This window comes from Clostridium pascui, assembly GCF_016908015.1.
Taxonomy (GTDB): Bacteria; Bacillota; Clostridia; order Clostridiales; family Clostridiaceae; genus Clostridium_AK; species Clostridium_AK pascui.
This window is the reverse complement of record NZ_JAFBDB010000012.1, coordinates 1-23197: the sequence shown is the minus strand read 5'-3', so window position 1 is coordinate 23197 and position 23197 is coordinate 1. Positions and strand designations below refer to the sequence as shown.

24 protein-coding genes are annotated in these 23197 nt (G+C 29.6%); 10 read left to right on the top strand and 14 right to left on the bottom strand.

The features are described 5' to 3' along the window. Positions 1-7: 7 nt before the first annotated feature. Positions 8-592: a sulfurtransferase-like selenium metabolism protein YedF gene (yedF, locus tag JOC70_RS18350; protein ID WP_204600322.1), complete on the bottom strand. Its 585-nt coding sequence runs from the start codon at positions 590-592 to the stop codon at positions 8-10. Positions 593-748: 156 nt separating this feature from the next. Between yedF and JOC70_RS18345 the strand changes: the two genes are divergently transcribed. From JOC70_RS18345 to yyaC, 3 genes are read left to right on the top strand one after another with little or no spacing between them, the layout of a single operon-like run. After that, positions 749-1903, top strand: coding sequence for an aminotransferase class V-fold PLP-dependent enzyme (locus tag JOC70_RS18345; RefSeq protein ID WP_204600340.1), 1155 nt, complete (start codon positions 749-751; stop codon positions 1901-1903). 4 nt (positions 1904-1907) lie between these two features. After that, positions 1908-2963, top strand: a complete 1056-nt coding sequence (ytvI, locus tag JOC70_RS18340) for a sporulation integral membrane protein YtvI (protein ID WP_204600321.1) — start codon at positions 1908-1910, stop codon at positions 2961-2963. Positions 2964-3019: 56 nt separating this feature from the next. Beyond that, positions 3020-3610 (top strand): spore protease YyaC, encoded by a 591-nt coding sequence (yyaC, locus tag JOC70_RS18335; RefSeq protein WP_204600320.1) that lies wholly within the window; start codon positions 3020-3022, stop codon positions 3608-3610. An 84-nt stretch (positions 3611-3694) separates the two neighbouring features. On the opposite strand, the gene JOC70_RS18330 is transcribed toward yyaC, so the two are convergent. The 13 genes from JOC70_RS18330 to rpmH all read right to left on the bottom strand — a co-directional run bounded on the left by JOC70_RS18330 (position 3695) and on the right by rpmH (position 13435). Then, positions 3695-3949, bottom strand: coding sequence for a YkuS family protein (locus tag JOC70_RS18330; protein WP_204600319.1), 255 nt, complete (start codon positions 3947-3949; stop codon positions 3695-3697). Between the two features lie 59 nt (positions 3950-4008). After that, entirely contained in the window at positions 4009-4512 is a 504-nt protein-coding gene (locus JOC70_RS18325; RefSeq protein WP_204600318.1) for a DUF4446 family protein, read from the bottom strand. 51 nt (positions 4513-4563) lie between these two features. After that, positions 4564-5424: a ParB/RepB/Spo0J family partition protein gene (locus tag JOC70_RS18320; RefSeq protein WP_204600317.1), complete on the bottom strand. Its 861-nt coding sequence runs from the start codon at positions 5422-5424 to the stop codon at positions 4564-4566. 3 nt (positions 5425-5427) lie between these two features. Beyond that, positions 5428-6195 carry a ParA family protein gene (locus JOC70_RS18315; protein ID WP_341534924.1) on the bottom strand — a complete coding sequence of 256 codons (768 nt, stop codon included), beginning with the start codon at positions 6193-6195 and terminating at the stop codon, positions 5428-5430. 179 nt (positions 6196-6374) lie between these two features. Next, positions 6375-7157, bottom strand: a complete 783-nt coding sequence (locus JOC70_RS18310) for a ParB/RepB/Spo0J family partition protein (protein ID WP_204600315.1) — start codon at positions 7155-7157, stop codon at positions 6375-6377. Between the two features lie 83 nt (positions 7158-7240). Beyond that, on the bottom strand, positions 7241-7960 hold the full coding sequence (gene rsmG, locus JOC70_RS18305; RefSeq protein WP_204600314.1) for a 16S rRNA (guanine(527)-N(7))-methyltransferase RsmG: 720 nt from the start codon (positions 7958-7960) through the stop codon (positions 7241-7243). 82 nt (positions 7961-8042) lie between these two features. Beyond that, positions 8043-9923 carry a tRNA uridine-5-carboxymethylaminomethyl(34) synthesis enzyme MnmG gene (mnmG, locus tag JOC70_RS18300; protein ID WP_204600313.1) on the bottom strand — a complete coding sequence of 627 codons (1881 nt, stop codon included), beginning with the start codon at positions 9921-9923 and terminating at the stop codon, positions 8043-8045. Between the two features lie 9 nt (positions 9924-9932). Then, positions 9933-11312: a tRNA uridine-5-carboxymethylaminomethyl(34) synthesis GTPase MnmE gene (gene mnmE, locus JOC70_RS18295; RefSeq protein ID WP_204600312.1), complete on the bottom strand. Its 1380-nt coding sequence runs from the start codon at positions 11310-11312 to the stop codon at positions 9933-9935. Positions 11313-11384: 72 nt separating this feature from the next. Beyond that, positions 11385-12011 (bottom strand): RNA-binding cell elongation regulator Jag/EloR, encoded by a 627-nt coding sequence (jag, locus tag JOC70_RS18290; protein ID WP_204600311.1) that lies wholly within the window; start codon positions 12009-12011, stop codon positions 11385-11387. A 15-nt stretch (positions 12012-12026) separates the two neighbouring features. Next, positions 12027-12686, bottom strand: a complete 660-nt coding sequence (locus JOC70_RS18285) for a membrane protein insertase YidC (protein ID WP_204600310.1) — start codon at positions 12684-12686, stop codon at positions 12027-12029. A gap of 18 nt (positions 12687-12704) precedes the next feature. Next, positions 12705-12902 (bottom strand): membrane protein insertion efficiency factor YidD, encoded by a 198-nt coding sequence (yidD, locus tag JOC70_RS18280; protein ID WP_423880690.1) that lies wholly within the window; start codon positions 12900-12902, stop codon positions 12705-12707. Between the two features lie 8 nt (positions 12903-12910). Continuing rightward, positions 12911-13249, bottom strand: coding sequence for a ribonuclease P protein component (gene rnpA, locus JOC70_RS18275; protein ID WP_204600308.1), 339 nt, complete (start codon positions 13247-13249; stop codon positions 12911-12913). Positions 13250-13300: 51 nt separating this feature from the next. Then, the gene (gene rpmH, locus JOC70_RS18270) at positions 13301-13435 is read right to left on the bottom strand and encodes a 50S ribosomal protein L34 (protein ID WP_035310078.1); all 135 of its coding nucleotides are present in this window, start codon (positions 13433-13435) and stop codon (positions 13301-13303) included. A 521-nt stretch (positions 13436-13956) separates the two neighbouring features. On the opposite strand from rpmH, the gene dnaA reads away from it, so the two are divergent. The 7 genes from dnaA to gyrA all read left to right on the top strand — a co-directional run bounded on the left by dnaA (position 13957) and on the right by gyrA (position 22803). After that, a complete protein-coding gene (gene dnaA / locus JOC70_RS18265) occupies positions 13957-15312 on the top strand; it encodes a chromosomal replication initiator protein DnaA (protein ID WP_204600307.1) in 1356 nt (451 codons plus the stop codon). A gap of 260 nt (positions 15313-15572) precedes the next feature. Continuing rightward, positions 15573-16676, top strand: coding sequence for a DNA polymerase III subunit beta (dnaN, locus tag JOC70_RS18260; RefSeq protein ID WP_204600306.1), 1104 nt, complete (start codon positions 15573-15575; stop codon positions 16674-16676). Positions 16677-16690: 14 nt separating this feature from the next. Further along, positions 16691-16897, top strand: a complete 207-nt coding sequence (yaaA, locus tag JOC70_RS18255; protein WP_204600305.1) for a S4 domain-containing protein YaaA — start codon at positions 16691-16693, stop codon at positions 16895-16897. 139 nt (positions 16898-17036) lie between these two features. After that, on the top strand, positions 17037-18143 hold the full coding sequence (gene recF / locus JOC70_RS18250) for a DNA replication/repair protein RecF (protein WP_204600304.1): 1107 nt from the start codon (positions 17037-17039) through the stop codon (positions 18141-18143). A 17-nt stretch (positions 18144-18160) separates the two neighbouring features. After that, positions 18161-18424, top strand: coding sequence for an extracellular matrix regulator RemB (gene remB, locus JOC70_RS18245; protein WP_204600303.1), 264 nt, complete (start codon positions 18161-18163; stop codon positions 18422-18424). Between the two features lie 17 nt (positions 18425-18441). Next, entirely contained in the window at positions 18442-20355 is a 1914-nt protein-coding gene (gyrB, locus tag JOC70_RS18240; RefSeq protein ID WP_204600302.1) for a DNA topoisomerase (ATP-hydrolyzing) subunit B, read from the top strand. An 18-nt stretch (positions 20356-20373) separates the two neighbouring features. Beyond that, positions 20374-22803 carry a DNA gyrase subunit A gene (gyrA, locus tag JOC70_RS18235; RefSeq protein WP_204600301.1) on the top strand — a complete coding sequence of 810 codons (2430 nt, stop codon included), beginning with the start codon at positions 20374-20376 and terminating at the stop codon, positions 22801-22803. The last annotated feature ends 394 nt before the right edge of the window (positions 22804-23197 follow it).

The window sequence follows — 23197 nt, the reverse complement described above, 5'->3', positions numbered from 1 at the left end:
ACTCCATTTACAACTTTATCACTTTACTAGAATTACTTATTTTCTCTACTATAAAATACATGTTGGAAATCTCACCCAATTTCAACTTATCTTTTACATTGTAAAAATCTAAACATGTTCCACAACTTGAGATAGCTACCCCCTTTTTACTCATAGCCTCTAAAACATCTAATATTTGAGATCCTTCTGTTGTAAGAAAAACACCGCTATTTAAAAATATTATATTTGAAGGAAGTTTATCATTTTCTGAAACAGCATAAAAATAACTTTTCATTAATATCTTCCCTAGTTCTTCACTTCCCTCTCCCAATTTATCCGTGGTAATTAAAATAGTATACCCATCATTTAATGAATCTTTATCTTTTATATTATCTACTTCTTTAACCACTTTTATATAGTACAATTCATTTTCCATCTTTATTATTTCTGATAAATAGTTATTATTTTTAGCAAACTTTATTATATTGTTTTTAGCAACTTCATTATCTACTATTACTGTACCTTCTCCTTGACTAATAGAATCAAAATACTTTTTTGTATTAATTACAGGTTCTGGACAATTAAGTCCCTTGCAATTTATTATATTATCCATTTTTTTCACCTCTACCTTGTAAATTTAATAGTAATTACCTTATAATATATTTAACACTTTTATTATACTATAACTTTGTAAATAATTTTTAATATGAATTTATTTTTACAAATATATTGATACAAAATTTATTACATAATTAGGATGGTGATTACTATAAGTATATATTTAGATAATGCAGCAACAACCTTTCCAAAGCCCAATGAAGTTACAGATTCTATGATAAAATACATGACAGAAGTAGGTGGAAATCCCGGGAGAGGTGCCTATAAAAACTCAATTAAAAGTAGTGAAATTGTTTTTGACTGTAGATTAAAACTTGCTGAACTTTTTAACTTTGATAAATTGGAAAATGTAATTTTTACACCAAATATTACTACATCATTAAATACTTTATTAAAATCATCTATAAAAGATGGATGGCACATAATTACTACTTCAATGGAGCATAACTCTATATTAAGGCCTCTTGCATCTCTTCAAAAATCTAAAAACATTGAAGTTGACATAATATCCTGCAATGGAAATGGGATCATTGATATAAATACTCTTAAAGAAACAATAAAAGAAAATACTAAATTGATTGTTCTTTCTCATGCTTCTAATGTAGTAGGTAGTGTACAGCCAATTAAGGAAATAGGTGATATATGCAAAGAAAAGAATATATACTTTATTATAGATTCTGCTCAAACAGCAGGAAATTTAAATTTAGATTTTAAAAGTCTTAATTGTAGTGCATTAGCATTCACAGGACATAAATCATTATTAGGACCTCAAGGAATAGGTGGATTTTTACTTACAGATAAGTTTAATGATGAAATGTCCCCCTTTATAGAAGGCGGCACAGGTAGTGAATCCTTTAATACAGAACAACCTACATTTTTACCAGACAAGTTTGAAAGTGGCACATTAAACATGCCTGGAATAGTAGGCTTACTTTCTTCTTTGAAATTTATAGAAAACTTCGGTTTACATAATATAGAAAGCACAGAACAAAGCTTATTTAAAATGTTTATACAAGAACTTTCGAATATAGATAATGTAAATATTATAGGATATAATAGTAATTTAAAGTATGTTCCTACTATTTCCATGACCTCTTCTAAAATTGACGTTGCCGAACTTGGTATGCTGCTTGAAAGAGATTTTGGTATTATGACAAGAACAGGGCTCCATTGCGCTCCATTAGCCCATAAAACAATAGGAACCTTTCCTACTGGAACTTTACGTTTTAGTCTAGGACTATTTAATACTAAGGAAGATATTGACTATACTATAAATTCATTATACAAACTTTTAAAAAGGGAGTGACATAATGGGACGGTTTTTACAACGATTTGATAGAACAATATTGTTCTTTATAATTTATACACTTATATTTGTAACATTTTTTAAGACCTTGCAGTATACCTTACCCTTTGTATTAGCATTAATTTTTGCACTTATATTAAGAAAACCAAGTAGATTTATTTGTAGAAAATTGAAGTTGAAAAACTCTATATCTTCTTTGTTAGTTACATTGGCTTTTTTCGCAGTGATTTTATCTCTCTTATATACTGTGATTTTTACTCTTACTAGAGAAGCTATACAATTAGCTAAGAATATTCAGCTATATTTAAATACTAATAGCAATAACATAAACTATCTTCTTCAAGATTTAGAGCAATATTATAATAATTTAGATCCATCAGTTATAAATGCTATAGAGAAAAACTTATCATCTTATATATCTAAAATTTCTAATTTAACTGTATCAATTACTGGTAAGATAATACAAGGAGCTATATCATTTTTAGGGTATATACCTTCTGTTTTTATGGTAGTATTATTCACTTTAATATCAACATACTTTTTTACAAGAGACTTAACCTCTGCCAAAACTAAGTTTTTGCATGCTCTAGAAAATGAAAACTCAGATAGACTTATTCATATAACTCATGAAGCTAAAAGAATGCTTACAAATTATGCCATGTCTTATTTGCTTGTTATCTCTATTACATTTATAGAGACACTAATTGGCTTTACAGTCTTAAAAGTAAAGTATTCTGGTATATTAAGTATTGTAGCTGCTATATTTGATATTCTTCCTGTGCTTGGAGTTGGCGGCATATATATTCCATTAGCTTTAATTTACTTCTTTATAATTAAAAATTACTTTACTGCCTTTGGAATATTAATATGGTATATAGTTGTAACTGTAGTAAGACAAATAGTGGAGCCCAAAATAGTATCTGCATCATTAGGGCTACATCCAGTATCAGTAATTGCTGCTATATTTATAGGATTAAAGGTAAATGGCATCTCGGGAATGTTCTTTTGTATCTTCTTAGTAGTTTTTTATAAAGTATTAAAATCTGTAGATGTATTATAATTCATGTATAATAAACCTCCGTTTGGATATAATCCTAAACAGGAGGTTTTGCTTATATGGAAAAAAAAATTATGTTTGATTCATCTGTTACATCTTCTATATTTTCTTTAAGAGATACCTTAACTGAATTCTTAAGTCCTGTAGTGAAATCCAATAAAACTATTGTGCTATTATGTATAGGTTCTGATCGTTCTACAGGTGATAGTTTAGGTCCTTTAGTTGGACACAAGCTTAAATTCTTAACTAGGGATAATTTCTATATTTATGGAAATTTAGAAAATCCAGTTCACGCTAAAAACTTATGTGAAACAATTGAAGAAATACATATAAAATTTAAAAATCCATATATAATAGCTATAGACGCTTGTCTTGGAAGTATTCAAAACATAGGTAAAGTTTGCGTTGAAGAAAAGCCCTTGAGCCCTGGCTCAGCTATGAATAAGAATTTGCCCGAGATTGGAGATTTAAGCATAACAGGAATTGTAAATATTTCTGGTTCCTTAGAATTTATGGTTCTTCAAAATACTCGTCTTTATACGGTTATGCAGTTAGCTGAAATCATATCTGAAGGTATATATCATTCTGTACTTAAAACCATAGGTGGTAAAAAGATTGAAAAAAGTAGAAAGGTAATTTTAAATAACTAATACTTGTAGTTTTTAAAAATGAGGCGATACTTAATAATTTAATTATTATCATATATAATTGAGCATCGCCTTATATAAAATAATCTAAAATATAGAGCTATACGTTCTATTGTTAAGTATGTTTTCTATTTCATCAATATTTTTACTTCCAAGGTCTACTATAAGAACACCCTCGTTTTTCAAGGTATGTTCCATAGTTAATCTATTTAATCCCCCATCCTTTAGATTGCATATAATAACATCACAATTACATTCTCCAAGAGATTTTATTATATTATATCCTCTTTTTTTTAATTCATTTGATATATGATTAAGTTCTTCTGAAACACATATGACCATAGTAAAAAACCTCCTTTAAGGTAAATATTGCCCTAAACGAGATTTTTTATACTTAAATATTATTCACTATCATTCATTGCATCTTGTAATACTTGATCTTCTTCATCAGATAATTCATATCTTGATATACCCTTATCTATAGGTTTTGCATAAGTTGTGCTTTCATTTCTTCCATAAAGCCCAGTAAGAATTATTCCATTATTATTGCTATCTAATAAAGCTATTGAATAGCTTAGGTCACTTCCAACATCCTCAAACGCCCTATATCTTACAATTGAAAATTTTTGAATGCATGAGTTAATCTTAATGTTTAACTCATTATATAAATCATTGATATGTTCAGTTTTTTCTACAGATTCATCTATTTTATCTAAATAACTCGTTATTATCTTTTCTAAATTTTTATTATCTACTCCCCTCACAAGTCTTTTATACTTTACCTCTAATCTACTTATTGCCTTTCCCTGTACAGCTATAGCTATAATTAATATAATTACAATTGCCACAAGAGCTATTATTATAAAGGGCTGAACCTCATTTAGTGCTGCAATTAAGCTTTCCATATAGTATCTCCTTTCATATTATTGTTTCACGTGAAACATTTTATAATTTACTTAAAGTTTTAATATATCTAATATTCTTTGAAGATCTTCTTCAGAATAATATTCAATTTGAATCTTCCCTTTATCATTATTGCTATTCAAAACTACCCTTGTTCCAAATAACTCTTCTAACTTATTTTTTATATCTTGATAATATAGGTTATTAATTTCATTATTATTTCTTGACTTCTCTTTTTCTCTATTTAGTGACTTTATTAACTTTTCAGTTTCTCTTACACTTAATTTATCATCTATAATCATTTGAGATATCTTATATTGTAATTCCTTATTTTCAATAGCAAGCAATGTTCTACCATGACCTTCAGTTAAAACTCCATCTATAACATAATCTTGGACCCTTTCGTCTAAATTTAAAAGCCTAATACAATTTGTAATAGCTGTTCTAGATTTGCCAACTCTTTTACTCAATTCTTCTTGAGTCAACTTAAAATCTTCTAAAAGATTTTTATATGCTTTAGCTTCTTCAATGGGATTTAAATCTTGTCTTTGTATATTTTCTATTAAAGAAATTTCCAAAATTTCTTTTTTATTTAGTTCCTTTATAATAACAGGTACTTCTTTAATACCAGCAAGCTTTGCTGCTCTCCATCTTCTTTCTCCAGCTACAATTGTATATGTATGGGTACCATCATCTTTTGTAATAAGTATAGGTTGAATAACTCCATACTGTTTTATTGACTCTGATAATTCCATTATCTTTTCTTCATCAAAGCTCTTTCTAGGTTGAGTGTTATTAGCTCTTATAAGAGAAATATCTATCTTTTGCATCCCATTTAGCAAGACATTATCTTCTGATGTATCCTCAGGAATTAATGCACCTAATCCCTTTCCTAATCCAAACTTCTTGCTCATATTTTATTTTTCCTGCCTTTCTAAGAATTCCTTAGCTAGTTTTTCATATGCCTCTGCACCCTTGCATTTATTATCGTACAACATTATAGGCAATCCAAAACTAGGGGATTCTGCCAACCTTATATTTCGTGGAATAGTTGTATTATATACTTTGTTCTTAAAGTACTTTTTAACTTCACTAACTACTTCATTAGAAAGATTAGTTCTACTGTCAAACATACTTAAGACTACTCCCTCAATATCAATATTAGGGTTTAATGACTTTTTAACAAGTTGAATAGTGTTAACAAGTTGTCCAACTCCTTCTAATGCATAAAATTCACATTGTATAGGAATCAATACACTATTAGAAGCTGTTAAAGCATTAATAGTTAAAAAACCCAATGATGGAGGGCAGTCAATGAATATAAAGTCAAACTTTCCTTCAACACTTTTTATTTTTTCTCTCAATATTTTTTCCCTATTAACCTTATCTATTATTTCCACTTCTGCTCCCGCTAAAGACATAGTTGAAGGAACTATGTAAAAATTTTCTACAAATTCACACTTTATCATAGCATCTTCTATAGATGTATCATCAGTGATTACATCATAAATAGATGTTTTAATTTTTCTCTTATCGAAACCCAATCCACTAGTGGTATTTCCCTGTGGATCTATATCCATAGAAAGAACTCTGTACCCTTCCATCGCTAAGTATGAACATAAATTAATATTAGTTGTTGTCTTACCCACTCCACCCTTTTGATTAAATACTGTAATTACCTTCACCATATTCACCGCCTCATAATAATAGTTATAGTTTTATTATATAGTCATATAATACATAAAAAAAGTACTTATTTAAAAAAGTTGTATAAAAATAAAAAAACTATGTGCTAAAATGTTATTTTCACTCATCACATAGTTTTTAATGTTTCACGTGAAACATTTATTATCATATTATTAAATTATTTATTCTTTGGAATTGTAATCATAATTTGAATACTTTCTTCTGAATCCTGAGATGAATACTGTGCATTTAAACCATACTTATCAAATACTTGCCTAATGGTATTTATATAGACCTTAGGACTAAAAATACCTTTAATTTTTTTTCTTTCCTCTTTTGAAGAACTCTTTTCTATTAACTTATTTAATTCTTTTTCTATAAGCTCTTCTGACTTTTTTACATTTAAACTTTTTTTAATTATAACACTTAAAACCTTTTTCTGAAGTTCTTCTGCTGGCAACTTAAGAAGAGCTCTAGCATGTCTTTCTGTAAGATTATTTTCTATCAAAATCTTTCTAACTCCAGAAGTTAATCTTAGCAGTCTTATTTTATTAGCTATAGTAGATTGCTTTTTACCTATAATTTCTGATAACTGTTCCTGAGTGTAATTATGTTCTTTGATCAAGTTGTAATATGCTTCGGCTTCTTCTAAAAAATTCAAATCTTCTCTTTGTATGTTTTCTAATAACGCTATTGCTGCTGAATCCTTATTAGACACATCAACAATTATAACAGGTACCTCTTGTAAACCTGCCTTCTTTGCTGCCCTTAATCTTCTTTCTCCTGCTATTAATTCAAACTTATCTTCACTAACCCTTCTTACAGATAAAGGTTGAATAATGCCATAAACCTTTATAGATTTTGATAATTCCTCTATGGCTTCTTCGTTAAAAAACTTTCTAGGTTGATACACATTAGGAGAAATCAATTCAGTATTTATATAACTAACTTTTTCTTCCATATTAACCCATCCCTCTTGTGCTTTCATTTATTTAAAATTTCTCTATTAACCGTTAAAATTCCTTCTATAATTAAATAAAATTTTTATCTTAAAGGACTCTTAGTAACTAATCCAGCCTTTCTAGGATACTTACCTGGGGTTTCTTTTATCTTCTTTATAATAACTAAATTATGTCTTAAGTCACTTTCTTCTATGTCGATTGCTATTATATCTTCTATCTTTCCTCCTAAAGTACTTATTGCATTTTTAGCTTCTTTAATTTCTTCCTCTACAGCTGGCCCTTTCATTGCAATAAAGTATCCATTTAATTTTACAAATGGTAAGCAAAACTCACTTAATACACTCATATTCGCTACAGCACGAGAAACTACACCATCAAAACGCTCTCTATAAGCTTTATCTTTTGCAACATCTTCTGCTCTTCCATGAACAGTTTGGATATTCTCTAGTTTAAGCGTATTAATAACTTCATTTAGAAAATTTATTCTTTTGTTTAGTGAGTCTAATAAAACTACCTGCTTCTTTTCATCAACTATTTTAATAGGTAGTCCTGGAAATCCTGCTCCAGTTCCTACATCTATAATCCTCTTCATATCCTTTAAAGGAGAAAATTTATATATTTTCATGCTATCTATAAAATGTTTTTTTATTATTTCTTCATCTTCAGTTATAGAAGTAAGGTTAATTTTTTCATTCCATTCTTGTAATAAGTTTTTATATTGTATTAACTGATTATACTTATTTTCATCAAAATCAACATTTATATCTTCACAAGAAGCCTTAAGTATATCAAAATATTGCATGTTTACCCTCCATAAATCACTTATATATGAATTATATGATTCATATATAAGTGTAATTTATATTTTACTTAAAATTAATTTATTACTTTGAAATTCTATATTTATGTTCTAAATAAATAAGAAGTACAGAAACATCTGCTGGAGACACTCCAGATATTCTAGATGCCTGACCTATGTTCATAGGTTTAATTTTACTCAATTTTTGTACTGCTTCAATTCTCAAACCATGCACTTCACTATAATTGATTTCAGATGGAATAAGCTTTTTCTCAAATTTCTTGAACTGTTCTACCTGGTCTAATTGTTTTTGTATATACCCCTCATATTTAGCCATAGTATTTACTTCATATTGAACTTCATAAGGCAATTCAATTCTATCTTTATCTAATTCGTCAACTTTAAAATAATCTAATTCAGGTCTTTTTATAAGCTCATATAAGCTTATTGGCTTTCTCAATTCTGATGAATTTAAAGCTATTAACATCTCATTTATCTCTTTTTTATTTGTTATTTGATGGGCTTTTATACGGTCTATTTCTCCCTCTATGGCTTCTTTTCTACTTATGAAGCTTTTGTATCTTTCTTCAGTAACAAGTCCTATTTTATAACTCATTTCTGTAAGTCTCAAATCTGCATTATCCTGTCTTAATAATAGCCTATATTCTGAACGTGAAGTCATCATTCTATATGGTTCATTAGTTCCCTTTGTAACTAAATCATCTATAAGAACTCCTATATATGCATCAGACCTTTGTAGTATAAAAGGTTCTTGTGCTCTAACCTTCAAAGCAGCATTTATTCCTGCTACAAGTCCTTGTGCTGCTGCCTCTTCATATCCTGAGCTTCCATTGACCTGCCCTGCTCCAAATAATCCTTCTATTTCTTTAAATTCTAAGGATAACTTTAATTGTGTAGAATCTATAGAATCATATTCTATTGCATATGCTGTTCTTAAAAATTCTACATTCTCAAGACCAGGAACACTGCGATACATTGCAATTTGAACATCTTCTGGTAAGGAACTAGACATACCTCCTACATACATTTCCTCAGTATTTTCTCCTTCAGGCTCGATGAATACTTGATGCTGTTCCTTATCTGGGAATCTCATTACCTTATCCTCTATAGAAGGGCAATATCTAGGGCCTACTCCTTCTATAGAACCGTTATATAACGGAGATCTATGTATGTTTTCTCTTATTATTCCATGAGTCTTTTCATTTGTATAAGTTAAATAGCATGAAACCTGATCTCTAGTTATTTCCCCACTCATAAATGAAAATGGAACTATCTTTTCATCTCCTGGTTGTTCTATCATTTTAGAAAAATCTACTGTTCTTCTATTTATTCTCGCTGGCGTACCAGTTTTAAATCTTCTTAAACTTATTCCTAAGTCTATAAGGCTTTGTGATAAGTCCTGCGCAGGAAACAATCCATTTGGTCCACTGCTATAGCTTACATCCCCAATTATCACCTTACCTTTTAAGTATGTTCCTGTGGCAAGAATAACAGCTTTAGTGTTGTAATACGCACCATTTTTTGTAAGCACACCTTTAATTTTACCATCTTCTACATCCAATGCAACTACTTCTATTTGTTTCATTGTTAGATTTTCTTGGCTTTCTAAAACATTTTTCATTCTTTGAGAATACTTCTGCTTATCTGCCTGTGCTCTTAATGAATGTACGGCAGGTCCCTTTGAGGTGTTAAGCATTCTAGATTGAATAAAGGTATTATCTATATTTATACCCATTTCCCCACCTAAAGCATCTATTTCTCTTACTAAATGTCCTTTTGCTGTTCCTCCAACATTAGGATTACAAGGCATCATACCTACACTATCTAAGTTTATTGTACATACTAGCACCTTCGATCCCATTCTAGCAGCTGCAAGACCAGCCTCACAGCCTGCATGGCCTGCTCCTACTACTACTACATCGTAATCTCCTGCATAATACTTCATATACTCTCCCTACTTTCCTAAACAAAATTCTGAAAATATCTTATCTATAATATCTTCTTCTAATGTATCGCCTGTAATTTCTCCGAGCTTTGACCATGCATTTCTTATATCTATAGATGATAGATCTATTGCTAAAGTATTATTTAACGTATCTAGAGCTGAGCTTAAGCTTTCCTGTGCTCTAATCAGTGCTTCTTTATGTCTAGCATTAGTTATAATTATATCTTGATTCTTTACTTCCCCTTTAAAAAATAGCTCTTTTATAGAATCTTTAAGCTTATCTAGTCCCTTGCCACTTTTAGCTGAACTTTCAATTATATATTTTAAATTTAACCCTATTAAATCTTCTTTAACTACTTTATTTTCCAGATCACTTTTGTTTAGTAAAACAATATATTTCTTATCTCGTATATAATCCATTATTTCTTTATCTTCATCGTCTAATTCCCTGCTTAAATCTATCATGAAAATGATTAAGTCAGCTTCTATTATCTTTTCCTTTGATTTTTCCACACCAATTTTTTCAACAATATCTTCTGTTTCTCTAATTCCTGCTGTGTCTACTATTTTAATAGGTACACCATCTAAATTTATATATTCCTCTATGACATCTCTTGTAGTTCCTGGTACCTCAGTTACTATAGCTCTTTGTTCTTTTAATAAAGCATTTAATAAAGAAGATTTTCCTACATTAGGTTTACCTACTATAACTACATTTAATCCTTCTCTTAAAATCTTGCCTTCATCTGCAGTACTTAAAAGTTCACTTACTTCATTTATTATATTTTCAACTTGGATACTAACTTGATTAGATGTAACTTCCTCTAAGTCATCCTCAGGAAAGTCTACTGTTGCTTCAATATGAGCTATAATCTGAAGTAATCTATTTCTTAGAGAGTCTATCTCCTTAGAAATTCTACCATTGGATTGAAGTACCGCTGACTTCATGGATAATTCTGTTTTAGCTCTTATTATATCTATAACAGCTTCTGCCTGGCTTAAATCAATTCTACCATTTAAAAAAGCTCTCTTTGTAAATTCACCTGGCTCTGCAACTCTTGCCCCAGCCTTTATAATTTCTTGAAATATTCTTTTAGTTGGCGTAACGCCACCATGACAATTTATTTCTACTGTGTCTTCTGCAGTGTAACTTCTTGGTCCCTTCATATACGTTACTAAAACTTCATCTAATATATCTTCCGTTTCTTTTTCTATTATAAAACCATATCTCATGCTATATGGATTTATATCCAATAAATTTCTATTGTTTTTCCCCTTGAAAATACTATCCACAATATCTAAACTCTTACTTCCAGAAATTCTTATAATAGAAATACCGCCTTCGCCGAGCACTGTTGCAATTGCAGCAATAGTATCAAACTCTTTCATAAGTTTCACCTCATATTTAATAATGTTTAACTAATTAACTCATTTTACTATAAATTTAAAAAGAAAGCCATATTAGGCTTTCTTTAAATCTACTACAACTCTTCTATAAGGTTCTTCTCCCTCACTATATGTTTTTACTTCTGGGTCATTTTGAAGAACAGAATGTATAACCCTTCTCTCATAAGGATTCATAGGTTCTAATTTAACAACTTTTCTTGTCCTTCTAGCCTTATTAGCTATCTTTAAAGCTAACCTTTTAAGAGTTTCTTCTCTCTTTTGTCTATAATTTTCTGTATCTAATATAACTCTCTTATACTCTTCTTCATGATCCTTATTTATAACAAGGCTTACAAGATACTGCAGCGAATCTAATGTCTCTCCTCTATATCCTATAAGTAAGCCCATTTCAGGACCTGCAAGAATTATCTTTAAAGCATCTTGTTCTTCTCTAATTCTTATTTCAGCCTTTATCCCCATAGAATTTAAAACTTCTCTTAAGAATTCTCTTGCTTCAGATATATAATCCTTTTTAACTGTAACCCTTATCTTTGCTGGTCTAGAACCAATTAAATTAAACAGCCCCTTATTTCCTTGATCTAGAATATCTATCTTTACCTTATCTTCTGTAACATCTAATTCCCTTAAAGCGTTCTTTGTAGCTTCAGCTATGGTTCTTCCAGTTATATCAATATATTTCATACCGCAAGCCCCCCTTTAAGCATTAAGTGCCTTATGTCTTTCCTCTAATTTCTTTGTAAGAAGTGTCTGACCCATTTGAATTATGTTACTTATTACCCAATATAAAACTAAGGCTGCTTTAAGCCTCCAGCTTATAAATATCATAAATAATGACATACTAATATTCATTGTGCCAGTTTGCTTAGCCTGAGGACTGTCTCCCGGAGGTGCCATTAATAATGATGCATAATATTGAGTAGCTCCAGCTAAAACTGCAAGCACTACATCTGCCTGTGCTAAATCTTTTACCCATAAAAAGCTTACACCATTTATTCCTGAAATATTATTAAATACATAATATAAAGCTATTAATATTGGCCATTGAATTAATATAGGTAAACATCCGCCTAATGGATTTATACCTCTTTCCTTATAAAGCTTCATTACTTCTTGCTGAGATTTTTGTGGATCATTTTTATATTTTTCTTGAATTTTCTTTGTCTCTGGTTGTATTTCATTCATTCTCACGCTAGAACGAATTGATTTAATATTTAACGGTAACAATATTAATTTTATTATTAATGTAACTAATATAATGGCTATACCATAGGAATAGTTAGGATTTGTAATAAAACCTGTTACTAACTGATGAATGAAAACAAAGAATTGAACTAACGCATTGTTTAAAATACTCATTATATACCTCCAGTCAAATTATTCAACAGGATCATATCCGCCTGGATTAAAAGGATTACACCTTAAAATCCTTTTAATTGACATAAAACTTCCTTTTAATGCTCCATATTTATTGATAGCATCTAATGCATATTGAGAGCAAGTGGGGTAAAACCTGCAACATGGTCTTTTAAGAGGTGAAATATACTTTCTATATGCTTTAATTATTAATATCATAATACTTCTCAATTCTTAATTAGTCCCGCCTTATCTAATAAATTTAATATGGATTTTTCTATAAGATGATAATCCTTATCTTTAGCAGGATTTCTTGCTATGATTACACAATCGTATCCTTCTTTTATGCTATTATATTTAAGACGTATATTCTCTCTAATTAACCTTTTAACCCTACTTCTTACTACACTTTTGCCTACTTTTTTACTAACTGATATGCCAAATCTGCTATCTTTATTTTTATAATTTTTATACACATATAAAACTAATAATTCATTAGAAAAAGACTTTCCTCTTCTGTACACCACTCTAAATTCTGCATTCTTTCTTAACTTATACTTCTTCATATACTATTGCTCCTTTTTTGCGGTTGCAGAAAAAGGCCACAATATGCGGCCTTATGCTGTCAATCTCTTTCTACCTTTTTGTCTTCTTCTTTGAAGAACATTTCTTCCTGATTTAGTCTTCATTCTTTTTCTAAATCCATGTTCTTTCTTTCTCTGCTTCTTTTTTGGTTGGTATGTCATAAACATTGAGCTACACCCCCTTTTTGTATAATGTGTATAGCAATTAACTTACTACCTTATTTATAGTTTTACTATTAAATTATATATATACCTACCCTTTCTGTCAAGAAAAAGGGTTTGTTAATATTTTAAAATTATTTTTTGTGGATAACTTCTTGAATACCTATATACGTTTTGATATTATTAATAAAGGACTGTTGATAACCTTTGTTTATATTAACTTATCCACAATTGTTGATAACTTTGTGTATAAGTTGTTATATTTATTCTTTTTATTCTTTATGATATATATTCTAAGCCTGTTTTTACCTGGTTATTCATATGTTAATAGTGTTATCAATTATTTATTAACACATGTTGATAAATAATTGAATAAAAAACTATGTACAAAAATATTAACATGTGAATATTTTTATTAATAATTGTCAACAACCTATAGTGATGTGTATAAATTTGTAGATTTACTGTTAATTAGGGAATTTTCTATTTAAATTTAATATTTAATATTTTGAACTGGAGGATAAAATATGAATGCCCAATTAAAAGATATATGGGAAAATGCATTAACTATTATTAAAGGAGAGCTTACAGAGGTAAGTTTTAATACTTGGATTAAAAGCATTGTTCCTTTAAAAATAGAAGCAGATTGTTTTTATTTATGTGTCCCTAATGATTTTACTAAAGGCATTTTGAGTAGTAGATATAAAGATCTAATTATTAATGCTTTAAAACTCATAACTTCTAAAAGATATAGTGTAGAATTTATAGTATCTACAGAAGAAGTAATAGACTTAGAAAAAAGTCCTTCTAATAATATACCTGAAAAAAGTAATAATATAGTTGTAAGTGATGAAATGTCAGCTATGCTAAATCCTAAGTATACTTTTAAATCTTTTGTCATAGGCAATAGTAATAGATTTGCTCATGCAGCATCTTTAGCAGTAGCTGAAGCCCCTGCAAAAGCTTACAATCCACTTTTTATATACGGAGGAGTCGGACTTGGAAAGACTCATCTAATGCATGCTATTGGTCATTATATTCTTGATAATAATCCTAACTCTAAGGTTGTATATGTTTCTTCAGAAAAGTTTACAAATGAACTTATTAATTCTATAAAAGATGATAGAAATGTAGAATTCCGTAATAAGTATAGAAATATAGATGTACTTTTAATAGATGATGTTCAATTCATAGCAGGAAAAGAAAGAACTCAGGAGGAATTTTTCCACACATTTAATGACTTACATGAGTCAAATAAACAAATAATTCTATCAAGTGATCGACCACCTAAGGAAATACCTACACTAGAGGATAGGCTTCGTTCTAGATTTGAATGGGGACTTATTGCAGATATTCAGGCTCCTGATTTTGAAACTCGAATGGCAATACTAAAGAAAAAAGCTGATGTAGAAAACTTAAGTATTCCAAATGAAGTGTTAGTATACATAGCCACTAAAATAAAGTCTAATATAAGGGAACTTGAAGGAGCATTAATTAGAATAGTCGCCTTTTCCTCATTAACCAACAAGGAAATTAGTGTAGACTTAGCTTCAGAAGCACTTAAAGATATTATATCTAATAAACATTCTAAGCAAGTTACTATAGAATCTATACAAGATATAGTTTCTAGTTATTTTAATTTGCGAGTTGAAGATTTTAAATCTGCAAGAAGGACACGAAATGTAGCTTTTCCAAGACAAATTGCCATGTATCTTTGTAGAAAGCTTACTGATACTTCACTGCCTAAAATAGGTGAAGAATTTGGAGGAAGAGATCATACTACTGTTATACATGCATATGAAAAAATTTCTTCAAGTTTAAAGGAAGATGAGTCATTACAAAACGCAGTTAGTGAACTAACTAAGAAAATAACTCAAAAATAGCTAACACTTGTGTATTATTATTTTATTAATAGCTGTGGATAAAAATAAAAACTTTTATTTTATATAATTATGTGGATAAAGTTAGTTGATGCAGAACAACTTATCCACAATTATTTTTTCTTATTTTTCGTTGATTTATCTGACCTAATGGTACTTATCAACAATTCCACAGCCCCTACTACTATTACTACTATAAATATCTATTATATCTATTCTATCTAAGAAGAATATTTAGTGTTGATAATTAAGGAGGATTACATATGAAATTCACATGCGAAAAAAGCAATCTTCAAGAAGGTATATCTATTGCTCAAAAGGCTGTTACAGGAAAATCAACAATGCCTGTATTACAAGGTATTTTATTAAAAGCTTTGGGCTCATCTATTATATTAACAGGATCAGATATTGATCTAAGTATAGAAACAAAAATAAAAGCAGACATAATTGAAGAAGGAGACATTGTTGTTGATTCAAAAATATTTGGAGAAATAATAAGAAAATTACCCAACGATATCATTGAAATAACTACAAAGGACAATAATTCAATAGAAATAATATGTCAAAAATCTAAGTTTACTTTAATTCATATGAATGCAAAAGATTTTCCTGAGCTACCGACTATAAATGAAAATACAATTTTTCAAATTCCTCAAAGCATACTAAAAAGCATGATAAAATCAACCATATTTGCTGTAGCACAAGAAGAAACTCGTCCAATACTTACAGGATTATTGTTTGAAATAAAGGATAAAAGGCTTAATTTAGTAGCGCTTGATGGGTACAGACTAGCAGTAAAATCTGAATATATCGATAGCGAAAGTACAATAAACGCTGTTATACCAGGGAAGACTTTAAATGAAGTATCTAAGATATTAGAAGAAACTGATGAAAATGTTAATATAACATTTACTCCAAATCATATTTTATTCACAATAGGAGAAACTAAAATAGTATCAAGACTCCTAGAAGGTGAGTTTATTAAATATCAATCCATAATCCCAGATGAATATAATCTTAAAGTAATAGCTAAAAGATCAGAATTACTAGGATGTATAGAAAGAGCATCGTTAATGGGCAAGGATGGGAATACGAATTTAATAAAATTAGATATACAAGGAGAAAATATGATTATCACTTCAAATTCTCAATTGGGAATGGTAAGAGAAGAGTTGAATATAATCTTGCAAGGGCAGCCGCTCCAAATTGCATTTAATTCAAAGTATTTAATTGATGCCTTGAAAATAATGGATGAAGAAGAAATATCAATGGAATTATCTAGTAGTGTAACGCCTTGTATTATAAAGAATAATGAAGTAAACAATTGTACTTACCTTGTATTACCAGTTAGATTATTAAACAACTAAGGGGAATAAATGATATGATTGAAATAAAAATAAATACAGATATAATAAAGCTAGATGCCTTTCTTAAATGGTGTGGGGCTATATCAACGGGTTCAGATGCAAAGTACTATATTCAAAATGAAATGGTAAAGGTAAATGGAGAAGTTGAAACCAGGAGAGGAAAGAAGTTAACAAAAGGTGACAGAATAGAAGTAGATGGGGAAGAATTTATAATAGTTTAATATAATAAGAGTTAAGAGAGTTTAAGATATATAAATAAAAGCTTTGACAAAGGCATGATTTTAGGCGGATCTTAACTCTTTTATTTATATTTAGCTGAATTGAAAATATTATGATATAATTATATAATAGGTGTTTTGTATGTATATAAAGTATTTACAGTTAATTAATTATAGAAATTATAAAGAGTTAAGTATAGAATTAAGTAAAAATGTCAATGTTTTTATTGGAGACAATGCTCAAGGAAAAACCAACATTTTGGAAAGTATTTATTATTCAAGTATAGGAAAATCCCATAGAACAATTAGAGATAAAGAACTCATAAGTTGGCAAGAAGAAAGTGCTTATATAAAACTTTACGTTAAAAAAGAAAGATTAGATAAAAAAATTGAAATAAAGGTTTTTAAAGAGGGAAAAAAAGGAATTAACATAAATTCTATTAAGATAAATAAAATTTCAGAGCTTTTAGGAGTATTAAATGTGGTAATGTTTTCCCCAGAGGATTTAAAAATTGTAAAAGAATCCCCATCCTTTAGAAGAAAATTTTTAGATATAGAATTATGTAAGTTGAGTAAAGCATATTATTATAACTTAGTTCAATATAATAAGATTTTAAATGAACGAAATATGATTATTAAACATAAAAATGAATCTTTAATCAATATGTTGGATATATATGATGAACAATTGTCTAGTTATGGAGCAGCTATTGTAAGGGACAGAAAAGCCTATATTAAAAATTTGAATAGTAAGGGAAAGCTTATACATAAAGAAATAACATCTGGAAAAGAAGACATAAGTTTTTCTTATTGTTCATCTATAAATTTCAGGGAGTGTAATAAAGGGGAGTTTCTAGATGCAATTACAAGTAATAGGGAAAAAGATATAGAAAAAAGGACTACTTCCTTGGGTCCACATAGAGATGATTTTATTATTAAAATAAATGATATAGATGCAAGAAGTTTTGGTTCTCAAGGACAGCAGAGAACTTCAGTTTTAACTATAAAATTTGCATCTTTAGAGATAATAAAAGAAATTGCAGGAGAATACCCAGTACTATTGTTAGATGATGTACTTTCAGAACTTGATTCGAAGAGACAAAGGTATATATTAAACTCCATTAATAATATACAAACAATAATAACATGCACTGGATTTAATGATATAAAAAATTATCTAAAAAAAGATGATTCAAAAATATTTACAGTAAGTAATGGAAATTGTATGGAAAAAAATTATACACTCTAAATTAAGGAGGAATATTGGTGTTTTTACATTTAGGTGAAAATGTTGTAGTACCTTTAAAAGATGTAATAGGTATTTTTGATATAGAAACTTGTATGTATAGTTCAGATACAGCACAATTTTTAAGAATGGCAGAAGAGGATGGATTTATATATCGCATAACTAAAGAAAAACCAAAATCATTTATTATTGCAGAGGTAGATAAAAAAAGTAAAATATATCTATCTCCAATTTCATCGTCTACTTTAAATAAGCGATCAGAAGCAATATATTATGAACTTTAAGGCTAAGGAGGATATATATGGAACAAAATAAGAATGAAGCATATGATGAAAGTCAGATACAAGTCTTAGAAGGATTAGAAGCAGTAAGAAAAAGGCCTGGAATGTATATAGGAAGCACAAGCCTTAGAGGTTTACATCATTTGGTATATGAAATAGTAGATAACAGTATAGATGAGGCTTTAGCGGGTTATTGTGATGAAATAAATGTATTTATACATGAAGATAACTCCATTACAGTTAAAGATAATGGTAGGGGGATGCCTGTAGGTATGCATCCTAAAATGCAAAAACCAACAGTAGAGGTTATTATGACCATACTACATGCAGGAGGCAAGTTTGGTGGAGGAGGATATAAGGTTTCAGGAGGCCTTCATGGAGTTGGTGCTTCTGTTGTAAATGCTCTTTCAGAAACTTGTCAAGTTGAAGTTGCAAGGGAAGGATACATTTGGAAGCAAATTTATGAAAGAGGAAAGCCAATTACAGGTCTTGATAAGTTAGAACCTACAGATAAACATGGAACTAGAACTTATTTTAAGCCGGATCCTGAAATTTTTGAAGAAATTGATTTTGATTATGATACATTAGCTCAAAGATTAAGAGAACTAGCATTTTTAAATAAAGGAATTAAAATTATATTAATAGATGAGAGAGTGGATAAAGAGGATGAATTTTATTATGAAGGAGGAATAAAATCCTTTGTAACTTATTTAAATAGAAATAAGGAAACTTTACATGATGAACCTATTTATATTGAGGGCAATAAGGATGATTATCTAGTAGAAATAGCTCTTCAATACAATGATAGCTATACAGAAAATATATTTTCATTTGCAAATAATATAGACACTGTAGAAGGGGGAACCCATTTAACAGGTTTTAAAAATGCTTTAACTAGAGTATTTAATGATTACGCTAAGAAATTTGGATTTTTAAAGGAAAATGATAAAAATTTTTCAGGTGAAGATATAAGGGAAGGCCTTACAGCAGTAGTTTCAATTAAATTAACTGATCCACAGTTTGAAGGACAAACAAAGACTAAGCTTGGAAATAGTGAAGTTAGAGGTATAGTTGATAGTATAGTTGGTGAAGGCGTATCTATTTTCCTAGAAGAGAATCCTCAAATTTCAAAAACTATAATAGACAAATCATTAACAGCTTCTCGTGCAAGAGAAGCAGCAAGAAAGGCAAGAGAGCTTACTAGAAGAAAATCTGTTTTAGAAAATACAGCATTACCAGGAAAGCTTGCTGATTGTTCATCAAAGGATCCAAAAGAATGTGAAATTTATATAGTAGAGGGAGATTCTGCGGGGGGATCTGCGAAGCAGGGTAGAAACAGAAGATTTCAAGCCATTTTACCTTTAAGAGGAAAGATAATGAATGTCGAAAAACAAAGATTGGATAAAATACTTAATTCAGAGACTATTCGATCAATGATAACAGCTTTTGGAGCAGGGATCGGAAAAGATTTCGATATCTCAAGAATACGATATGACAGAATAATAATAATGACAGATGCTGATGTAGATGGTGCGCATATAAGAACACTACTACTTACTTTTTTCTATAGGTATATGAGAGAATTAGTAGAACAAGGGCATGTTTACATAGCACAACCACCATTGTATAAAATAGCTAAAAATAAAAAAGAACAGTATGTTTATTCAGATAAAGAGCTAGAAAAAATACTATTTGAGATGGGTGGAAGAGATAATAATACAGATATCCAAAGATATAAAGGTCTTGGAGAAATGAATGCTGAACAGCTTTGGGATACAACTATGAATCCAGAAAATAGAGTTCTTCTTAAAGCTACAGTAGAAGATGCAATGGCGGCGGATGAAATATTTACCATACTCATGGGTGACAAGGTAGAGCCTAGAAGAGAATTTATACAAGAAAATGCTAAAAAAGTTGTTAACCTTGATATATAGTTGGAAGGTGAGAAATTAATGTTCAATGAAGGTAAAGTTTTAGAAGTAGATATAAAGCAAGAAATGAAACGATGTTATATAGATTATGCTATGAGTGTTATAGTAGGTCGTGCACTTCCTGATGTACGTGATGGTTTAAAACCTGTGCATAGAAGAATATTATATTCTATGCAGGAATTAGGACTTTCTCCAGAGAAAAGTTATAGAAAGTGTGCCAGAATAGTTGGGGATGTATTAGGTAAATACCATCCTCATGGAGATAGTTCAGTTTACGATGCATTAGTAAGATTGGCTCAAGACTTTTCTATAAGATATACAATGGTAGATGGCCATGGAAACTTTGGATCTGTAGATGGTGACTCTGCAGCAGCTATGAGATACACAGAAGCTAAGATGAGTAAGATTGCGGTAGAAATGCTAAAAGATATTAACAAAAACACTGTGGATTTTGTACCAAATTTTGATGGTTCTGAAAAGGAGCCATTAGTACTTCCTTCACGTATTCCTAATCTTCTAGTTAATGGTTCAGCTGGGATAGCTGTAGGAATGGCTACCAATATACCTCCTCATAATTTAGGTGAAGTAATAGAAGGTATACACTTATTAATAGATAATCCTGATGTTACTGTGTTAGATTTAATGTCTAAAATAAAGGGACCTGATTTTCCTACAGCAGGTATAATACTTGGAACTAATGGTATAAGGGAAGCTTATGAAACTGGAAGAGGGAAGGTACTTGTAAGAGCTAAGGCTGAAATAGAAGAAGAAAAGGGAAGACAAAGAATTATAGTAACAGAATTGCCTTATCAAGTAAATAAGGCAAAACTTATAGAAAATATGGCTGACTTAGTAAAGGATAAAAGGATAGAGGGAATTTCTGATCTTAGAGATGAATCAGACAGAGATGGTATGAGAGTTGTAATAGAAATTAAAAGAGATGCTAATGCAAATATCGTTTTAAATCAACTCTATAAACATACAAAAATGCAAGATACCTTTGGAATAATAATGTTATCACTAGTAAATAATGAGCCTCAAGTTTTAAATTTAAAGCAAATACTAGTTTATTATATAGAATTCCAAAAGGAAGTAATAAGAAGAAGAACTAAGTTTGAGCTAGATAAAGCAGAAGCTCGTGCTCATATTTTAGAAGGATTAAGAATAGCTCTAGACCATATAGATGAAGTAATTAAGGTAATAAGAGGTTCCAAAAATACAGAAGAGGCTAGAAATGGCCTTATGAGTGGATTTGGATTATCTGAAAAACAAGCTCAAGCAATTCTTGATATGAGACTTCAAAGGCTTACAGGACTAGAAAGAGCTAAAATAGAAGAAGAATATGCAGAACTTTTAAAGACAATTAATTATTTAAGAGAGATATTAACAAGTGAAGAGCTTGTGCTAAAAATTATAAAAGATGAGTTAAACGAAATAAAGAATAAGTATGGAGATGAGAGAAGAACTCAGATCGAAAAGAGAATAGATGAAATAGATATAGAAGATTTAATACAAGAGGAAGAAGTTGTTATAACTCTAACTCATTCAGGATACATAAAGAGAATTTCATCTGATGCATACTCCTCACAAAAAAGAGGAGGAAAAGGAATTCAAGCTATGACCACTAAGGAAGATGACTTTATAGAAAGAATATTTGTAACATCCACTCATAGTAATTTACTATTCTTTACTAATTTAGGTAGAGTATATAAGCTTAAGGCTTATGAATTACCTGATGCAGGAAGAGTAGCAAAAGGGCTAAATCTTATTAATCTTATACCATTAAGTCCTAATGAAAGTGTTAGAGAAGTTATATCTATAGCCGATTTAAATGATGATGGATACTTATTAATGGGAACTAAAAATGGAATCATTAAGAAAACTCCATTAAGTGAATTCTCTTCTATAAGAAAGAATGGATTAAATGCTATAAACTTAAGGGAAGATGATGAATTACTAAAGATTAAGAAAACCAGAGGAGATGCAGAGATATTTATAGTAACTGCAGATGGGTTTGCAATAAGATTTAGTGAAAAAGATATAAGACCTATGGGAAGATCAGCTACAGGGGTAAGAGCTATTACCTTAAGAAAAGGTGACATAGCTGTAGGTATGGACATAGTTGAAGAAGATAAAGATGTATTAGTAGTTAGTGAAAATGGATTTGGAAAAAGAACACATCTATCTGAATATAAAGTTCAAAGTAGGGGTGGTAAGGGACTAATTACTTATAAAGTTACAGAAAAGACAGGCAAGATAACAGCAGCAAGAATTGTAAAAGATGAAGATGAAATTATGCTTATTAATAGCAGTAATATTGCTATAAGAATATTAGTTTCAGATATAAGCATAACAAGCAGAAATGCTATGGGTGTTACCTTGATGAAAACAGAAGAAAATGAAAAGGTACTGGCAATTGCAAAAATAAATACTTCAGTAGAAGCTGAATAATTTTAATAAAAATGCCCTTTAATTAACTTAAAGGGCATTTTTATGTTTAAACTTAAGTACAACTTTTTCCGGTGTATCAATATGAGAAAAATTAAGAAAAAATAAGAAAAACAATGAAATATGAGTATATTATTCTATAATAAAAGATATAATAATAGAGCAATAGTATATACATGATAAAATAACACATATCGTCACAATAAACGACAAATAAGTCGACAAAGATTTAAAAAATATTTTAAAAAGTTGTTGACAAGAAGAAATAAAAGTGTTAATATGTAAAAGTCGCTTGAGGCGATAGGGTCTTTGAAAATTGAACAGAGAATAGAAACCAGTCAATTACTTAACAGTTAAATGTTAAGAAACGCGATGAGCGAAACAGATTAAACTTTTA

Bases quoted from the DNA above. Each gene is read 5' to 3' on its own strand.
- yedF (WP_204600322.1), bottom strand. From the start codon at position 592: ATGGATAATATAATAAATTGCAAGGGACTTAATTGTCCAGAACCTGTA.
- ytvI (WP_204600321.1), top strand. From the start codon at position 1,908: ATGGGACGGTTTTTACAACGATTTGATAGAACAATATTGTTCTTTATA.
- yyaC (WP_204600320.1), top strand. From the start codon at position 3,020: ATGGAAAAAAAAATTATGTTTGATTCATCTGTTACATCTTCTATATTT.
- JOC70_RS18330 (WP_204600319.1), bottom strand. From the start codon at position 3,949: ATGGTCATATGTGTTTCAGAAGAACTTAATCATATATCAAATGAATTA.
- JOC70_RS18325 (WP_204600318.1), bottom strand. From the start codon at position 4,512: ATGGAAAGCTTAATTGCAGCACTAAATGAGGTTCAGCCCTTTATAATA.
- JOC70_RS18320 (WP_204600317.1), bottom strand. From the start codon at position 5,424: ATGAGCAAGAAGTTTGGATTAGGAAAGGGATTAGGTGCATTAATTCCT.
- JOC70_RS18310 (WP_204600315.1), bottom strand. From the start codon at position 7,157: ATGGAAGAAAAAGTTAGTTATATAAATACTGAATTGATTTCTCCTAAT.
- rsmG (WP_204600314.1), bottom strand. From the start codon at position 7,960: ATGCAATATTTTGATATACTTAAGGCTTCTTGTGAAGATATAAATGTT.
- mnmG (WP_204600313.1), bottom strand. From the start codon at position 9,923: ATGAAGTATTATGCAGGAGATTACGATGTAGTAGTAGTAGGAGCAGGC.
- mnmE (WP_204600312.1), bottom strand. From the start codon at position 11,312: ATGAAAGAGTTTGATACTATTGCTGCAATTGCAACAGTGCTCGGCGAA.
- jag (WP_204600311.1), bottom strand. From the start codon at position 12,011: ATGAAATATATTGATATAACTGGAAGAACCATAGCTGAAGCTACAAAG.
- JOC70_RS18285 (WP_204600310.1), bottom strand. From the start codon at position 12,686: ATGAGTATTTTAAACAATGCGTTAGTTCAATTCTTTGTTTTCATTCAT.
- yidD (WP_423880690.1), bottom strand. From the start codon at position 12,902: ATGATATTAATAATTAAAGCATATAGAAAGTATATTTCACCTCTTAAA.
- rnpA (WP_204600308.1), bottom strand. From the start codon at position 13,249: ATGAAGAAGTATAAGTTAAGAAAGAATGCAGAATTTAGAGTGGTGTAC.
- rpmH (WP_035310078.1), bottom strand. From the start codon at position 13,435: ATGTTTATGACATACCAACCAAAAAAGAAGCAGAGAAAGAAAGAACAT.
- dnaA (WP_204600307.1), top strand. From the start codon at position 13,957: ATGAATGCCCAATTAAAAGATATATGGGAAAATGCATTAACTATTATT.
- dnaN (WP_204600306.1), top strand. From the start codon at position 15,573: ATGAAATTCACATGCGAAAAAAGCAATCTTCAAGAAGGTATATCTATT.
- yaaA (WP_204600305.1), top strand. From the start codon at position 16,691: ATGATTGAAATAAAAATAAATACAGATATAATAAAGCTAGATGCCTTT.
- recF (WP_204600304.1), top strand. From the start codon at position 17,037: ATGTATATAAAGTATTTACAGTTAATTAATTATAGAAATTATAAAGAG.
- gyrB (WP_204600302.1), top strand. From the start codon at position 18,442: ATGGAACAAAATAAGAATGAAGCATATGATGAAAGTCAGATACAAGTC.
- gyrA (WP_204600301.1), top strand. From the start codon at position 20,374: ATGTTCAATGAAGGTAAAGTTTTAGAAGTAGATATAAAGCAAGAAATG.